This window comes from Streptomyces sp. NPDC023723, assembly GCF_040639815.1.
GTDB lineage: Bacteria > Actinomycetota > Actinomycetes > Streptomycetales > Streptomycetaceae > Streptomyces.
Genome location: NZ_JBFAAP010000052.1, coordinates 24,277 through 40,232, shown reverse-complemented (window position 1 = coordinate 40,232; position 15,956 = coordinate 24,277). Strand labels below are relative to the sequence as shown.

At 72.2% G+C, this 15,956-nt stretch carries 11 protein-coding genes; 2 read left to right on the top strand and 9 right to left on the bottom strand.

Features of this window, described 5'->3' with window-relative positions; translation table 11 throughout:
- Nucleotides 1–98: 98 nt before the first annotated feature.
- The gene (locus AB0G32_RS33290) at nucleotides 99–1,484 is read left to right on the top strand and encodes an OFA family MFS transporter (RefSeq protein ID WP_361172021.1); all 1,386 of its coding nucleotides are present in this window, start codon (nucleotides 99–101) and stop codon (nucleotides 1,482–1,484) included.
- A gap of 1 nt (nucleotide 1,485) precedes the next feature.
- Entirely contained in the window at nucleotides 1,486–2,847 is a 1,362-nt protein-coding gene (locus AB0G32_RS33285; RefSeq protein WP_361172019.1) for an OFA family MFS transporter, read from the top strand.
- A 78-nt stretch (nucleotides 2,848–2,925) separates the two neighbouring features.
- Here AB0G32_RS33285 and AB0G32_RS33280 read toward each other — a convergent pair whose 3' ends face one another.
- The 9 genes from AB0G32_RS33280 to AB0G32_RS33240 all read right to left on the bottom strand — a co-directional run bounded on the left by AB0G32_RS33280 (nucleotide 2,926) and on the right by AB0G32_RS33240 (nucleotide 15,886).
- Nucleotides 2,926–4,074: a sugar phosphate isomerase/epimerase family protein gene (locus tag AB0G32_RS33280; RefSeq protein ID WP_361172054.1), complete on the bottom strand. Its 1,149-nt coding sequence runs from the start codon at nucleotides 4,072–4,074 to the stop codon at nucleotides 2,926–2,928.
- Nucleotides 4,075–4,319: 245 nt separating this feature from the next.
- Nucleotides 4,320–5,735 (bottom strand): nucleotide pyrophosphatase/phosphodiesterase family protein, encoded by a 1,416-nt coding sequence (locus tag AB0G32_RS33275; protein ID WP_361172016.1) that lies wholly within the window; start codon nucleotides 5,733–5,735, stop codon nucleotides 4,320–4,322.
- Nucleotides 5,732–6,997 carry a metabolite traffic protein EboE gene (eboE, locus tag AB0G32_RS33270; RefSeq protein ID WP_361172013.1) on the bottom strand — a complete coding sequence of 422 codons (1,266 nt, stop codon included), beginning with the start codon at nucleotides 6,995–6,997 and terminating at the stop codon, nucleotides 5,732–5,734. The genes AB0G32_RS33275 and eboE overlap by 4 nt, the downstream gene beginning before the upstream one ends.
- 3 nt (nucleotides 6,998–7,000) lie before the next feature.
- Nucleotides 7,001–7,849, bottom strand: a complete 849-nt coding sequence (locus tag AB0G32_RS33265; protein ID WP_361172010.1) for a TatD family hydrolase — start codon at nucleotides 7,847–7,849, stop codon at nucleotides 7,001–7,003.
- Nucleotides 7,849–8,634: an EboA domain-containing protein gene (locus AB0G32_RS33260; protein WP_361172007.1), complete on the bottom strand. Its 786-nt coding sequence runs from the start codon at nucleotides 8,632–8,634 to the stop codon at nucleotides 7,849–7,851. The genes AB0G32_RS33265 and AB0G32_RS33260 overlap by 1 nt, the downstream gene beginning before the upstream one ends.
- Nucleotides 8,631–9,629 carry a sugar phosphate isomerase/epimerase family protein gene (locus AB0G32_RS33255; RefSeq protein WP_361172004.1) on the bottom strand — a complete coding sequence of 333 codons (999 nt, stop codon included), beginning with the start codon at nucleotides 9,627–9,629 and terminating at the stop codon, nucleotides 8,631–8,633. Before AB0G32_RS33255 ends, AB0G32_RS33260 begins: the two co-directional genes overlap by 4 nt.
- Nucleotides 9,626–10,624 (bottom strand): SCO3242 family prenyltransferase, encoded by a 999-nt coding sequence (locus AB0G32_RS33250; RefSeq protein WP_361172051.1) that lies wholly within the window; start codon nucleotides 10,622–10,624, stop codon nucleotides 9,626–9,628. The genes AB0G32_RS33255 and AB0G32_RS33250 overlap by 4 nt, the downstream gene beginning before the upstream one ends.
- 185 nt (nucleotides 10,625–10,809) lie before the next feature.
- Nucleotides 10,810–12,048, bottom strand: coding sequence for an inositol-3-phosphate synthase (locus AB0G32_RS33245; RefSeq protein ID WP_361172001.1), 1,239 nt, complete (start codon nucleotides 12,046–12,048; stop codon nucleotides 10,810–10,812).
- Between the two features lie 133 nt (nucleotides 12,049–12,181).
- Nucleotides 12,182–15,886: a ThuA domain-containing protein gene (locus AB0G32_RS33240; RefSeq protein WP_361171998.1), complete on the bottom strand. Its 3,705-nt coding sequence runs from the start codon at nucleotides 15,884–15,886 to the stop codon at nucleotides 12,182–12,184.
- Nucleotides 15,887–15,956 lie beyond the last annotated feature (70 nt).

The following is a 15,956-nucleotide window of genomic DNA, read 5'->3' as shown; positions in this document are numbered from 1 at the left end:
ACGGTGCGCGTCGGCCGGCCCCAGGACCCGTGCGCACACGAAAGGCATTGGACAGGGGGCGCTGGCCAGAGCTTTCGAACGCAAGGGGTACGACTGTCATGACCACAACCGATCTACCCGCTTCAGTCCCCTACCGGGAGGTGGCGGACGCCAACGGCCGGGTGTACCGGGTTGGCGAGAGTGATGTCGACATCATGGGGCGCAAGCGCAAGTGGATGGTGATCCTGCCCTGGGTGGGCATGATGGGGATCTCCTCCGCCGAGTACGCGTTCGCCTCCGCGGAGGACACCCTCCACACCGCGCACCACTGGGACAGCGGTCACATCTTCTGGATGATGACCGTCTGGGTGTTCTTCCAGGCCGCCGTGGCCTTCCCGGCCGGACGGCTGCGGGAGAGCGGCAGACTGCCCGCCCGCTGGGCGATGATGCTCGGCGCGACCGGCACCCTGCTGGGCTATCTGTCGCTGGCCTTCGCGCCGCACGTCGTGTTCGCCTACATAGGCTTCAGCATGTTCAGCGGCATGGGCGCGGGCATGGTGTACGCCACCTGCGTCAACATGGTGGGCAAGTGGTACCCGGAGCGCAGGGGCGGCAAGACCGGCTTCGTCAACGGCGGCTTCGCCTACGGCTCGGTACCGTTCGTCTTCCTGTTCACCGGCTACATGGACCTCACCAACTTCCGCTGGGTGCTGGTCAGCGTGGGTGTCCTCCTTGCCACGACGGTCGCGGTGGCCGGCGCGTTCTTCAAGGACCCGCCGAAGAACTGGTGGCCCGCGGACATCGACCCGCTGAACCCGCCCAAGGACCCGCGCGCCCGTCGTTCCCTGGCGAAGAACCCGCCGGCGGTCAAGCAGTACACCCCGCTGGAGGCGTGGCGGACCGGCCGGGTGGCACTGATGTGGTTCTGCCTGGCCTGCACCTCGGGCGTGAACATCTTCGGTATCGCCTTCCAGGTGGACATCGGTGAGGAGGCGGGCTTCGCGGGCGGGATCGTGGCCACCGCGATGTCGCTCAAGGCGATCGTCAACGGCACCGGGCGCGGCGTCATCGGCTGGCTCTCCGACCGCTACGGCCGCAAGCAGTGCCTGCTCGCCGTCTGCGTCATCCTGGGCCTGGCCCAGTTCGGCATCATCTGGTCGGCCGAGGCCAAGACCCTGCCGCTGTTCCTGGTCTTCTCGGCGGTCTCCGGCTTCGGCGGAGGCGCCATCTTCCCCATGTTCGCGGCACTCACCGCGGACTACTTCGGCGAGAACAACAACGCGACCAACTACGGCATGGTCTACAGCTCCAAGCTGGTCTCCGGTCTCGGCGCCGGCATGGGCTCCGTGGTGGTCGGCGCCTGGGGGCACTCCGGTGCCTTCATCCTGGCGGGCTGCATCTCGTTCTTCGCCGGATTCATCGCGATCTTCCTGACGCCACCGGGCCGCCCCAAGCCCCGTGGCATCCGCCCCAATCCGCAACCGCTCGGTGAGGAGATGGCCTGATATGACGGCGGAACCCATCGCCGCAGGAAACAACGCGCCGGCCGCCGGCGCGAAGTACCGAGAGATCACCGACGAGCACGGCCGGGTCTATCGCGTGGGCGAGACCGACCGCGACATCCTCGGCCACTCCCGCAAGTTCATGGTCTATCTGCCATGGGTCGCGATGATGGCCATCAGCGTCTCCGAGTACGCCTTCGGCTCGGCCGAGGACACCCTGTCCCACGCGCACGGGTGGACGCAGTCCAACACGTTCTGGATCCTGAGCGTCTGGGTGTTCTTCCAGGCGGGCATCGCGTTCCCCGCCGGCTGGCTGCGCGAGAAGGGCGTCCTGTCGGCCCGGCGGGCCATGTACGCCGGCTCCCTGCTGTGCCTGTTCAGCTTCCTGGCCCTGTCCCACCTCGACAACGTGTGGCTGGCCATTCTCGGTTTCGGTGTGATCGGCGGCCTGGGTTCCGGCCTGGTCTACTCGACCTGCATCAACATGGTCGGCAAGTGGTTCCCGGAGCGGCGCGGCGCCCGCACCGGGTTCGTCAACGGCGGGTTCGCCTACGGGTCGCTGCCGTTCATCTTCATCTTCAACTACGGCTTCGACACCGCGAACTACCACCGGGTCCTGGACCTCATCGGCTGCTACATCCTGGTCGTGGTCCTGGCGTGCGCGTTCTTCTTCAGGGACCCGCCGAAGAACTGGTGGCCCGCGAACGTCGGCGTGCCGACCCGCGGAACCAGCACCGGGAGCCTCGCGAAGAACCCGCCGGCGGTACGGCAGTACACGCCGAAGGAGGCGATCCGCACCGGCATGCTGCCGCTGATGTGGATCTCGGTCGTGATGACCGCCGGGGTGTCGATCTTCGGTATCTCCTTCCAGGTCGACTTCGCCAAGGAGATCGGTTTCGGCCCGCTGGTCGCGGCGTCCTCGATGGGCGTCATGGCGGTGATCAACGGCGTCGGGCGGGGTGTCGTGGGCTGGCTGTCGGACAAGTGGGGCCGCAAGCCGACCCTGGTGTTCGTCATCGTGGTGCTCGGACTCGCCCAGTTCGGCGTGATCTGGGCCGGCGACCTGAAGAGCGAGTGGCTGTTCCTGTTCTTCGCGTTCCTGTCCGGGTTCGGCGGCGGCGCGTTCTACCCGCTGTTCGCCGCGCTGACGCCGGACTACTTCGGTGAGAACTACAACGCCACCAACTACGGGCTCGTCTACAGCGGCAAGCTGATCAGCGGCCTGTTCGGCGGCGGACTCGGCTCCATGGTGGTCGCCGCCTGGGGCTACAACGGCGCCTACGCGCTGGCCGGCGGCGTGTCGATGGCCGCGGCGGCGCTGGCCCTGCTGCTGCGGCAACCGGGAGGGCGGCAGGCCGTGACCTGACCGGTCCCGGCCAGGTGTGCGACAGCATGGGGCGGCCCCTCCCGCGGTGCGCGGGAGGGGCCGCCCCATGCGCGCGGGTCAGCGACGGCGCTTGCGCAGGGCCGCCAGGTTGTCGTAGCTGATCTTCGCTTCGCGCAGCGACTGCGCCGGATCGGTGGCACTCGGCGAATTGTCGTCCTCGATCATCGGGTTGCGGTAGTCGCGCCGGCCGACCCGGGAGAAGAACGTCGTGTAGTCGATGACACCGGTGCCGAACGGCACCATGTCGTAGCCCATGCCGTTGGTGGTGCTCACGACGCCGTCCTTGGCGTGGAACAGCGGATACCGCTTGTTGTGGCGGGCGACCAGACCGGCCGGGTCGAAGACGTTCTTCCGGGTGGAGCCGTCGTGGGCCGTGTAGGTGTGGAACTTGTACTGCGCGACGTGCGCCCAGAAGATGTCCATCTCCAGCCAGACCACCCTGGGGTCGGTGACCTTCAGGAAGTACTCCAGCCGGCGGACGCCGGAGCTGCGGGTGGGCCGTCCCTGGTCGTCCGGCGGACCGCCGTCGAGGAGGAAACCGTAGGCGGCGTCGTGGTTGTGGGTGTAGAGCTTGATGCCCGCGCGGCGGGCGATCTCGCCCAGGGCGTTCCACTTGTCGGCGGCGACGTCCCAGTCGGCCCGGTAGGAACTGCCGGTGGGGTCGCCGCCGGTGCCCATGTGGTCCATGCCGAGGATGTCGGCGATCTCCAGGTGCTTCTTGAAGGTGTCCAGGTCGGCACTGGTCAGCGGCCAGGACGGCGGGATGAAGCCGTGGTTGCCCTGGGCGCGCAGGCCGTAGTCGTCGAGCCAGGAGCGCAGCAGCCGGGCGCCCTGGACCGTCTCCAGGTCCGCGCCGCCGGGCGCGTTGGCGTGCTGGCGGTAGCCGGCGAACTCGACCTGGCGGTATCCGTGGCGGGCGAGCTGCTTGAAGACCTCCCGGAACCCCGAGGGCAGGTCGGAGGCGAGCGGGTCACGGGCGGTGGCGTCGCGGACGGTGTAGAGGATGATGCCGCGCTTGTGCGCGGGGACGAGGAGGTCACCGCCGTGGCCGTGGTCGTGGCCGTGGTCGTGGCCGTGGCTTCCGTCTCGGCCTTGCGTGGCGAGGGCCGGGGACGCGCCGAAGACGGGTGCCGCGACGGCCGCGCCGGTGACGGCGGTGCAGGTGCTGAGGAAACGGCGGCGGCCGACACCGAGGCTGCGGCGCAGGGCCTCGCCGGGGCCTGCGGTGCCTTCGGGACCGTCGGCGCCGTGGGCGCCTCGGGTACGGTCCGTGACGGTGCGGGAGATGTCGGAGAACGGTCTCACGGTGCCTGCCTTCTCGGTCGTGACCTGCCCCGATGCCATGCCGGTGCGGTGGGACGGGTCGTTGTCGAAGTGCTTGCCGGGGTCGTTGTCAGTGGTGCGTGCTTCACTTTCGGTAGCTGGAACTCACGGCCGCGCGCGGCCGTTCATCAGTCGAGTCCGGCGAGATGGAGCAGGAGTCGTTTGACGTCGGTGGCCGCGACGCGGTCGCCGACCGGGTGGGGGGTGGAGCAGATGAGGAGCGGACCGTCGTCGTCGCTCGCGGGCAGGCGGCCGTGGCTGCCGCGAATAGCTGAGGCGTCCAGCGGCACGACCGCCATGCGGTAGCGCATGCCGAGTTTCTTGCGGGCCAGCGCGGTGGCCGCCTTGACCTTGACGTAGGGGTCGAGCGGGTCCATGAACAGCTCGACCGGGTCGTAGCCGGGTTTGCGGTGGATCTCGACGAGCTGCGCGAAGTCGGGCGCGCGGGCGTCGTCGAGCCAGTAGTAGTACGTGAACCAGGCGTCCGGCTCGGCGACGGCGACGAGTTCACCGGCGCGCGGGTGGTCGAGGTGGTGGGCCTTCTTGCCCTCGTCGTCCAGGAGTCGCTCCACTCCGGGCAGCCCGGAAAGGGCGGCGCGGGTGGCGGCGAGGTCCTCGGGGCGGCGCACGTAGACATGGGCGATCTGGTGGTCGGCGACCGCGAAGGCGCGGGAGGCCATCGGGTCGAGGTACTCCATGCCGTCCTGCGTGTGCACCTCCAGGAGGCCGGCGCGGCGCAGGGCGCGGTTGATGTCCACGGGCCGGTGCACAGGGGTGATGCCGTACTCGGACAGGGCGACCACGGTGCGTCCCTCGGCGCGGGCGTCGTCGAGGAGCGGGGCCATGGCCGCGTCCAGGTCGGTGGCGGCTTGCAGGGAGCGCGGGTCGTCGGGGCCGAAGCGCTGGAGGTCGTAGTCGAGATGCGGGAGGTAGCACAGGGCCAGATCGGGGTGGCGGGTGCGCAGGACGTGGCGGGTGGCGTCGATGAGCCACCGGCTGGAGACCAGGTCCGCGCCGGGTCCCCAGAAGTGGAAGAGCGGAAAGGTGCCGAGGGTGTCGGTCAGTTCGTCGTGCAGGGCCGGGGGCCGGGTGTAGCAGTCGGGTTCCTTGCGGCCGTCGGCGTAGTAGACGGGACGGGGGGTGACGGTGATGTCGGTGTCGGCGCCCATGGCGTACCACCAGCAGATGTTGGCGACCGTGTAGCCGGGGTGGGCGCGGCGGGCGGCGTCCCAGAGCTTGTCGCCGGCGACCAGTCCGTTGTGCTGGCGCCACAGCAGGACGTCGCCGAGTTCGCGGAAGTACCAGCCGTTGCCGACGATGCCGTGTTCGGCGGGGAGGGTGCCGGTGAGGAAGGTGGACTGGGCGGCGCAGGTGACGGCGGGCAGCACGGTGCCGAGCGGCGCGCGGGAGCCCTGCTGGGCGAGCGTCTTGAGGTGGGGCATGTGGTCGAGGAGACGGGGGGTGAGGCCGACGACGTCCAGGACGAGGAGCGGGGTGGGGCCGGTGCCGGTGCCGGTGCCTTCGGGGCGGGCTGTTCCGGTCATGGCAGCTCCTTCAGGCCGAGGTCGGTGAGCAGTCCGCGGGCGAGGGTCAGCTCGGCGGCGATGCCGTCGGTGAGCTGGGCGCGGGCCCGGGGGCGCAGTTCGGGAGGGAGGGCCTGCCAGGTGTAGGTCTCGACCTCCAGATGCCGGGTGAGGGGGTGCGGGCCGCCGACGAGGCGGGTCAGCGCGGCTTTGAGAACGTCGAGGGTGGAGGTGAGGGGCGTGGCGGGGGCCGCGTGCAGGGGGACGTGGAAGTGGGCGCGCCAGGGGGAGGTGTCGGGCAGGGCGTCCCCGGTGAGGGCCTCTCGCAGGTCGTCGGTGCCGTGGAGGGTGTGGTCCGGGGCGTGGGTGCCGGTCCGTACCTGGTCCGGGTTGTGGGTGCCGTTCGGTACCTGGTTCGGGGCGTCGGGGCCGGGCGGGCGGCGGCCGGTCGGGGTGGTGGTGCGGGTCTGGTGCAGGAAGCGGGGTTCGGCGAAGGCGGTGAGCGCTTCGCGGACCTCGGGGAGACGGGGGTGTTCGGCGTGCAGGGCGGCGGAGAGCTGGGATTTGACGACCGGGACGTGGGCGGCGGTGAGGGCGTCCAGGGCGGTGTGCGGGTCTTCGAAGGAGGTGGCGAGGTGGCAGGTGTCGACACAGATGCCGATGCGGTCGTGGCCGATCGCGGTGAGCGGGGCGATGGCGTCCCGGGTCGTTTCGACGACGCAGCCGGGTTCGGGTTCCAGGCCGACGCGGATGGAGCGGCCGGTCAGCTCCTGGAGCGCGTCGAGGCGTTCGGCGAGGGTGACCAGGGCGGCGCGGGCCTTGTCGGCGCGGGTGTCGTCATAGGCGGTGCGCCAGGCCAGCGGAAGGGTGGAGATGCTGCCCTCGGTGACATCGTCGGGGAGCAGCCCGGCGAGGACACGGGCGAGGGAGGTGGTGTGCTCCAGGCGCTCGGGGTCGGCCCAGTCCGGCTTGTAGACGCGGTACTTGACCTCTTCCGCGCCGAACCCTTCATAGGGGAAGCCGTTGAGGGTGACCACCTCCAGGCCGCGCCGGTCGAGTTCGGCGCGCAGGCCGCGCAGCGCGGACGGATCGGTGACCAGGGCGTGCGCGGCGTCGCGGGCCAGCCACAGGCCGATGCCGAGGCGGTCGCGGCCCAGCCGGCGGCGCACGGGTTCGCAGTGGTCGCGGAGTTGGGCGAGGACGCCGTCGAGGGTCTCGGCGGGGTGCACGTTGGTGCAGTAGGCGAGGTGGACGACGGAGCCGTCCGGGTGCCGGAAGCGCATCGCTCACTCACCGCCGCGCAGGATCGAGTTGCCCTCGTGGGTGGCGTCGGGCGTCGTGACCTCGAGTTCGAGGCGTCCGCTGAGCCCGTAGAAGGCGACCGGGTTGCGCCACAGCACACGGTCCACGTCGTCCTCGTCGAAGCCCTCGGCGAGCATCAGATCGGCGACCTTACGGGTCTTGAGCGGGTCGCTGCGGCCCCAGTCGGCGGCGGAGTTCACCAGCACCCGGTCCGGGCCGTACGCGCGCAGGATCGCGACCATCCGCGCCTCGTCCATCTTGGTGTCCGGATAGACGGAGAAGCCGAGCCAGCAGCCGGCCTCCTTGGCCTCCTCGACGGTGGTCTCGTTGAGGTGGTCGACCAGGACCCGGTCGACGGGGAGCGCGGATTCCCGGACCACGTCGAGGGTGCGGCGCAGCCCGGCCGGCTTGTCGCGGTGCGGGGTGTGCACCAGCGCGGGCAGGCCGTGGTCGGCGGCGAGCTGGAGCTGGGCGGTGAGCGCGGTGTCCTCGGCGGGGGTCATCGCGTCGTAGCCGATCTCGCCGACGGCGACGACGCGGTCCTTGAGCAGGTAGCGGGGCAGTTCGTCGAGGACGGGGAGGCAGCGCGGGTCGTTGGCCTCCTTGGGGTTGAGGGCGATCGTGCAGTGGTGGGCGATGCCGTACTGGGCGGCCCGGAAGGGCTCCCAGCCGAGGAGGGAGTCGAAGTAGTCGCGGAAGGCGGCGGGCGAGGTGCGGGGCTGGCCGAGCCAGAAGGCGGGTTCGACGAGGGCACGGACGCCTGCGGCATACATGGCCTCGTAGTCGTCGGTGGTCCGGGAGGTCATGTGGATGTGGGGGTCGAAGATGCGCATCAGGACTCCTTGCCGTGGGGGTCTGCCGGGCCGGGCGACTCGGTCGCCGGTTCGGTCAGGGCCAGGACGCGGTGCAGGTCTTCGGGGACTGGCCGGCCGGCGGCGGTACGTTCGGCGGCGTAGTCGGCGAGCATCCGGGCGAGTTCGGCGTCCCTGCGGGCCCGGCGGTCCAGCTCCGCCACCCGGCCGACACCGACGCCGGTGAACAGGCACTTCAGCACGGCGTGCCGCCACTGGTGGTCACCGAGGTGCCGGGCGGCGTACGGGCCGACGGCGGCGGCCAGCAGCCGGGTGTCGTTGCTGCGCAGGGCGTCCTCGACGAGCGGGCGGGCGTCGGGGCCGGGCACCAGGTGCGGCAGGGCGTGCAGGACGGCGCGGCGTTCGTCGGCGGTGCCCTGGTGGTAGACCCGGGCCAGGATGTCGGCGTCGGCGCGGGCCGCGTGCAGGATCAGGACGCGGACGGCGTCGGCGTGCCCGGGGCCGCACCGGCGGCCGGCCTCGGCGAGGCGCAGTTCCCACACGGAGATCGGGCCGTGGCCGCCGGGATGGGTGGCGGCCTCGTCGAGGGCCTGGTCGAGCCAGCGGCGGGCGGCGGTGCCGAGCCGGGCAGTGACGGCGGCACGCAGGTCGGGGGGCGGGGTGAGAGCGGGACCGGCGCCCTGCTGCCAGGCATCGTCCGGGGTGTCGTCCCGGCTGTCGTCCCGCGCGGCGTCGGTGCCCCGGCCCCGGGCGGCGCCGGGGTCTTCCGGGCGCCGGGTGGGGTGGGTGGCGTGCGGTCGTGTCATGGCGTGCTCCCTTGTGGGGTGGCGGAGGGCACGCCTGGGGGTGGGGCGGCCGGCGCTGGGAGATGGTCGGTGGTGGTGGGGGGCCGGGTGGTGGTGGTTCGGGTGGTGGGGACGGCGGCGGAGGCCGCCGCCCGGTGGAGGAACGGGAGGGAGTGGGCGGCGAAGTGGGGGCCGGCGTGGGAGTGGCGGGGCAGTTCGACGACGGTCAGGCCCTGGTAGCCGGTGGCGCCGAGGGCCGCGAGGACGGACGGGAAGTCGATCTCCCCGTCACCGAACGGGAGGTGTTCATGGACACCGCGGCGCATGTCCTCGATCTGGACGTGCCGCAGCCAGGGACCGGCGGCGCGGACGCAGTCGGCGGGCGGGAGGGGTTCGAGGCACTGGCAGTGGCCGATGTCGAGGGTGAGACCGAACGGCTCGGGATCGCCGAGGGCGCGGCGCAGATGGTGGAAGTCGGCCAGGGTGGCGAGGAGGTGACCGGGTTCGGGCTCGACGGCGAGCGGGACGCCGGCGCTGGCGGCGGCAGCCACCACCGGGGCGAGGGCGGCGGTCAGCCGTTCCCATGCCACCCGGGTGCCGGTGCCGTCCGGGGTGATGCCGCTGAAGCAGTGGACGGCGTGCGCGCCGAGGTCGGCGGCGACCCGGACGGCGGTGAGCAGCAGGTCGGTACGGCGGGCGCGATCGTCCGGGTCGGGATCGAGGAGGGAGGGGCCGTGTTTGCGGCGCGGATCGAGGACATAGCGGGCGCCGGTCTCGACGGTGACCCCCAGGCCGAGGACGTCCAGCCGGTGCGCGACCCGGCGGGTGCGGGCGGCCAGGTCCGGGGCGAGCGGGTCGAGGTGCATGTGGTCGAGGGTCAGTCCGACCCCGTCGTACCCGAGGTCGGCGAGGAGCGGGAGGGCGTCGTCCAGGCGGAGGTCGGCGAGACCATTGGTGCCGTAACCGAAGCGGAGCGGGGCGACGACGGCGTCCTGCGGTGCGGCGGGCGGCGTCACGTGATGCTCACCTTCCCGGCGAACCGCCGGCCCAGCGGGGCGAGCCCGGCGATCAGCAGACCCAGCGCGCTCGCGCCGGAGCGGGCGGTGAGGGCGGCCTGGAGGGGGATCGTGGCGCGGATGCCACCGCCGACGGCCCGTTGGGTGAGCGGGGGTGAGGGGTTGAGGGCGGCGTGGAAGTCGGGGCGGGCGGCGGTGGCGGCGTAGGCCGCGCCGAGGCACGCGGTGGGCCACGAGGCGGCTGACCGGCCCGACCCGGGCCGGGGCGCCGGGGTGCGGCCCGGCAGGCCGCGGGAGGCTGCTTCCCGTCGGCCTGCCGGTAGTCGGCCTGCCGGTAGTCGGACGGGCGGCCGGGTCACCAGCCGGGTGAGTACGGCGGTGGTGGCGAGGGCCGCGAGCGGGGCGAGTGCCGATCCGCCGGTGGTCTCCCGGCGGGACACCGCGGTGACCGCGAGGGTGTGGGTGCCGAGGAGGGCGGCGGCGGGCAGCGCCGGGCGGGCGCGGCCCGCGGTGGCGGCGCCGAGGAGCAGGTCCAGGGCACGGGCCCCGGCCATGGCGACCGGGCCGGCGGGCGTGTGCTTCAGGGCCAGGTCATAGGCCCAGACGGTCGCCGCGAGGGGTGCGGCCACCGTGAGGGCGGGGCGGCCGGCGCCGGCGGCGAGGGCCAGGCCGGCACCGGTCAGGGCGCACGCGGCGGTGAGGGCGGCGGCCGGGCTCACCCGGCCGGACGGAAGGGGGCGGTGGGGGCGTTCGGCGGCGTCCTCGGTGCGGTCGGCCCAGTCGTTGAGGACCATGCCGGCCTCGTACAGACAGACGGAGGAACCGATGGAGAGCAGGGTGCGGTACCCGGGCCGGACACCGGCCGCCGCGGCGCCGGCCAGCACGTCGCCGGGGACGGTGAACAGGGCCGGCAGGCGGAGGAGCTCGGCCCAGGCACGGACACGGGCACGGGCGTGGGTGCGGGGGCCGGTGCCGGTGCGGGGGCCGGTGCGGATGCGGGGGCGGGAGTGGGCTTGTGCTTCGGCATTGGTCCGGGAGGTGACCGGCCCGGGGGCGCCGGCGTCCGGGACGTCCGGCTCCGTCGCACGGCCCGATGCCGCGTCCCGCACAACGCCCACACCCGTGCCCGTGCCCGTACTCGTACTCGTACTCGCGCCCACGCTCGCGCCGGTCGCCCGCCTCACCGGCGCTCCCCAGCGCCGGCGGAGTCAGCAGAGTCAGCAGAGTCGGCAGCGGGATCGGCAGGGCCAACCCGCTCGGTCGCGTCGTCGCCCGGCGGCCGCCCCCTCAGACGGTGCGCGAAGCCGAGGAGTTCCGCGTACTGGTCGCCCAGGCCGGACGGCCCGTCCCCCACCGGGTCCTTGAAGTAGAAGCCCAGTTCGCGCAGCGGGCCGGTCAGGCCCAGTTCGTGGGAGCGGGCGACGAGGCGGGCCAGGTCCAGGACGAGGGGCGCGGCGAGGGCGGAGTCGCAGCCCTGCCAGATGGTCTGCAGGATCATGCGGGTGCCGAGGAAGCCGTCGAAGGCGATGTGGTCCCAGGCGGTCTTGAAGTCGCCGAGCGCGGGGACGTCGTCGATGTGGACCTCGCCCTCGACGGTGGCGCCGAGGGTGTCGGCGAGGACGCGTTCCTTGCCGGCGTTCTTGGCCGCCGCGGCGGCCGGATCGGCGAGGGCGGCGCCGTCACCGCCGCCGAGGAGGTTGGTGCCGGACCAGGCCCGGACGGTGAGCGCCCGCTGGGTGAACATCGGGCCGAGGACCGAGCGCAGCAGAGTCTGGCCGGTCTTGCCGTCGCGGCCGGCGTGCGGCAGGCCGCCGGCCGCCGCCTCGGTGGCCAGGGACGGGTGGTGCAGCCCGGTGGAGGGGGTGAAGTTGACGTACGGGCAGCCGGCGCGCAGGGCGGCCACCGCGTAGAGGGAGCTGGGCGGCAGGTCCCGGCCGGTGGCGAGCGGCTCGGTGGAGGCCACGTTGACGACCACCGCGCGGGCCGCCCCGGAGCGGCGGACGAAGTCACGGATGTCGGCGGCGAAGGCGGTGACGAGTTCCCCGGCGGACCGGGTGTCGCCGGGCAGCGGGCCGCCGGGGCGGATCTCCCGGTCGGCGGCGGCGAGTTCGGCGGCGACCGCGGCGGGCAGGCCGGGGGGCAGCACTCCCCCGGCGGCCAGCGCCTCGGCCCGTTTCGGAAGGGGGCAGTCCACGGTGTCGTGGCCGCCGAAGACGAGGGCGGAGAGGGCGGGGAGGGCGGAGCCGGTGAAGGGAGGTGTCTCGGTCACCATGCCGGTCGGCCGGTGCAGACCGGCGGTCACGGCGGCGCAGCCCGCCACCGCGGTGGCGGCGACGGAACCGCGGGCGCCGATCAGCCACACCCCGGTACGGGAAGCGGCGGACGAGGGCGAAGAGGCAGGGGAAGGGGACGCGGACATGGGCAGCCTCCTTGTCGAACGCGTCGGGGTGGCATCCCGGGGGAACCGGGCGATGCCCCGGAGGGTCCGGGTGGTGACGGCGGGCGGGGGTCCGGCGTCCCCCGCCCGCCGCCGTCCGGTGGCCCCGCGGGGGCTAGGAGGGCAGTTCCCTCAGCTGGATGTCCCGGAAGGAGACCTTGTCGGCGGCACCGTGGTTCTGGAGACCGAGGTAGCCGTCGGTCAGGCTCCGCTCGGGGTCCGTGTTGGTGAAGTCGTTGATCCTGACTCCGTTGAGGAACACCTGGAGGCGTTCGCCCTGGACCTTGATCTCGTAGGAGTTCCACTGGCCGGGCGGGCGCAGCACCTGGTCGCGGGCCTTGATGTCGGCCGACTTGAAGGAGTACACGGCGCCCGTGGTGCGGTCGGCCGCGTCCGTCGCGTCGATCTGGATCTCGTAGCCCTTGTTCACCGCGGACCAGGGGTCGTCGGAGGCCGGGAAGCCCACGAAGATCCCGGAGTTGTCGTCGCCGCGCATCTTCCAGTCGAGCTTGAGCGAGTACGACTTCAGCTCCTTGGCCTGGTACCAGAGCAGGCCCATGCCGCCGTTGGACTCCAGCGTGCCGTCCTTGACGTCGAAGGTGCCGGGGCCGGCCTGCTTCCAGCCGTCCAGGGTCTGGCCGTTGAAGATCTTCCGGTAGCCCTGGTCGGGCTTGCAGTCGGCCTTGACCTGGCCGGTTGCGTACTGGAGGCCGCCGAGCAGGTGGGCGCGGAAGGCTTCCTCGGCGTAGGACTCCTTGGTGTGGCCGAGGCCGGTGTAGAAGGAGCGGCCGCCCTCGTAGCTCTGGCACCAGGCGATCGGGTGGTCGCCCTTCATGGTGCCGCCCTGGTAGGTGGTCTCGTCGAGGGTGGCGAGGACCTTGACCCGGTCGCGCGGGTTGGTGCGGTAGTTGTACAGCTCGTCGGTGCGCACCCAGGTGTCGTCCAGGTGGGCGGTGGCCGGGTGGTCGTGGTCCTCGACCCGCACGGTGGCCTGTTGCTGGGCCGGGTGCGAGTCGAAGTAGGCGCCGACCAGTGCGCCGTAGAACCGCCAGTCGTACTCGGTGTCGGCGGCGGCGTGGACGCCCAGGTAGCCGCCACCGCCCCGGACGTAGTTCTCGAACGCCGCCTGCTGCCCGGCGTTCAGTACGTCACCCGTCGTGGAGAGGAAGACGACCGCGTCGTACTTGGCGAGGTTGGCGGTGGTGAACTGCCCCGCCTCCTCGGTGGCGGTGACGGTGATGCCGGCCGGGGTGCCGATCTCCTTCAGCGCGGCGATGCCCTCGGGGATCGCGTCGTGCCGGAAGCCGGCCGTCCTGGAGAAGACCAGGACCTTCTTGCCGTCCCGGTAGGACTGCTTGGAGAACTCGAAGTCGTCCACGTCGAACAGCGCGCCGTCGCCGCCCTTGAAGACGAGGTAGATGTCGGTGGTCTTCCTGGGCAGCGCCCGCAGCGGTACGTCGACGTCCTGGAACGTCTCCCAGCTGCCGGTCGGCGGGATGTAGGCCGAGCCGTGCAGCGGACCGGTGGGCGAGCCGGTGCGCAGTTCGACGTAGCCTCCGGCGCCGCCGGAGGAGGCGCGGACGGTCAGCTTCCGCTGCCCGTCGAACTTGTAGGGGCTGAAGGAGACCCAGTCGCCGTCGTTGACGTCACCGACGGTCTTGCCGCCGTTGGCGCCGGTCTTGCCGATGACCGAGACGCCCTGCTGGGTGGTGAAGTGCTCGGCCTGGCGGTGTGGCGGCTGGAGCACGGTGCGGGCGGTGCCGGTCAGCGCCTCCTGGCCGTTCGCGCCGCCGTCGGTGTAGCCGGCGCCGACGACGCCGTAGATGTTGGCGTTGGGGTCGTGTCCGCCGTCCCCGGCGGGCGGCGTGAGGGTGCCCTGGCAGCCGGTCTCGCTGGTCAGCTCGTGGGCGTGGTGGTCGTGGCCGAGGCTGTAGACGACCTTGACCTTGGAGCAGTCGACGGTCTCCTCGGGGTCGGTGACTGTCACCTCGAAGGGGACCGGCTCGCCGAAGGCGGCCAGGGCGCCGTTGCCGGGTATGTCGATCCTCACCTCGGGTTCGGTGTTGCCGACCACGATGCGGACGCCGGCGGTGCCGGTGTTGCCCTCGGGGTCCTTGGCGGTGAAGGTCGCGCTGTAGGTGCCCGCCTTCTTGTAGCGGTGGGTGGGGGTGAGCCCGGTGCCCGTGGTGCCGTCGCCGAAGTCCCAGCCGTAGCCGAGGTCCGGGGAGTCGGCGTCGGTGGCCGAGCCGGTGAACCTGACCCGGAGGCCGGCCGCGCCGGAGGTCTTGTCGGCGCTCGCCTCGGCGATCGGCGAGAAGCCGTCCTCGGCGTTCTCGATCCGGTAGAGCGCGGAGTCGTCGTCGCCCTGGAACCAGGACAGGCCGTAGTCGAGGACGTAGAGCGCGCCGTCCGGGCCGAACTCCATGTCCATGATCTGGGTGCCGGTCCACGGGAAGTCCTTGATGGACGCGACCGTGCCGTCGCCGTTCTGCTCGATCCGCTTGATCCACTGGCGGCCGAACTCACCGGCGAAGAAGTCCCCGTCGTACTCCTCGGGGAACTTCACCTCGGAGTCCAGGTCGGGGTCGTAGCGGTAGACCGGGCCGGCCATCGGGGACTCGGAGCCAGTGCCGAACTCGGGCACCGAGTCGTCGTCGTACGGGATCCAGGCGGCCTGCGCGGGAGGCAGGTCGGCCAGGCCGGTGTTGTGCGGCGAGGTGTTCTTCGGGGCGGCGCAGTCGAAGGGCGCACCGGAGGTGCCGGTGGCGAAGTCGTAGTCGACGTACGGGTCGTTGTCGCCGGTGCAGAACGGCCAGCCGAAGTTGGCGGCCTTGGTCACCTTGGCGAACTCGACCTGTCCGGCCGGGCCCCGGTTCGGGCCGGCCGCGCCCGCGTCGGGGCCGTAGTCGCCGACGTAGACGGTGCCGGTCTCGTCGTCGACGCTCATCCGGAACGGGTTGCGGAAGCCCATCGCGTAGATCTCGGGGCGGGTCTTCTCGGTGCCGGGGGCGAAGAGGTTGCCGTCCGGGACCGTGTACGAGCCGTCCTCGGCGACCTTGATGCGCAGGATCTTGCCACGCAGGTCGTTGGTGTTGCCGGAGCTGCGGCGGGCGTCGAAGGCCGGGTTGCGGTCGGGCCGCTCGTCGATCGGGGTGAAGCCGTCCGAGGCGAACGGGTTGGAGTCGTCGCCGGTGGAGAGGTAGAGGTTGCCGTCGGCGTCGAAGTCGATGTCACCGCCGACGTGGCAGCAGATGCCGCGCGAGGCGGCGACGTCCAGGACCTTCTTCTCGCTGGCCGGGTCCAGGGTGCCGTTGGGGCTGAGGACGAACCGGGAGAGCCGGTTGACGCCGTCGGACTTGGCGAAGTCGGCGGCGGTGCCGTTCTCCGGGGCGTCGCCCTCGGGGGTGTCCAGCGGCGGCGCGTAGTAGAGGTAGATCGCCCGGTTGGTGGCGAAGTCCGGGTCGATGCCGACGCCCTGGAGGCCCTCCTCGTCGTGGCTGTAGACCGGGATCCGGCCGGCGACCTTGGTGACACCGCCCTGGTCGGTGAGGCGCAGGGTGCCGTCCCGGGAGGTGTGCAGGACGCTGCGGTCCGGCAGCACGGCGAGCGACATCGGCTCGCCCGTCTCGGGTTCGCCCTTGGCCAGCGGCACCTGCTGGAACTGCCCCTCGGCGGCGGCCGGTTCCGCGGCCGCCGGAGGTCCGGGACGGGCGCCGGCGACGGTGGCCGGGGCGCCCACGGCCAACAGCAGGCCGGTCAAGAGGGCGAGGGAGGTGCGGAGTCTGGTGCTCCTGGTGCTTCTGAGCCTGGTTCTGTGCACGAGGTCCCTCCGGGAACGGGTGTGCCGTACGGGTGGGTGCGTAGAACGTGCGGTGCGGACGCCGGGGTGC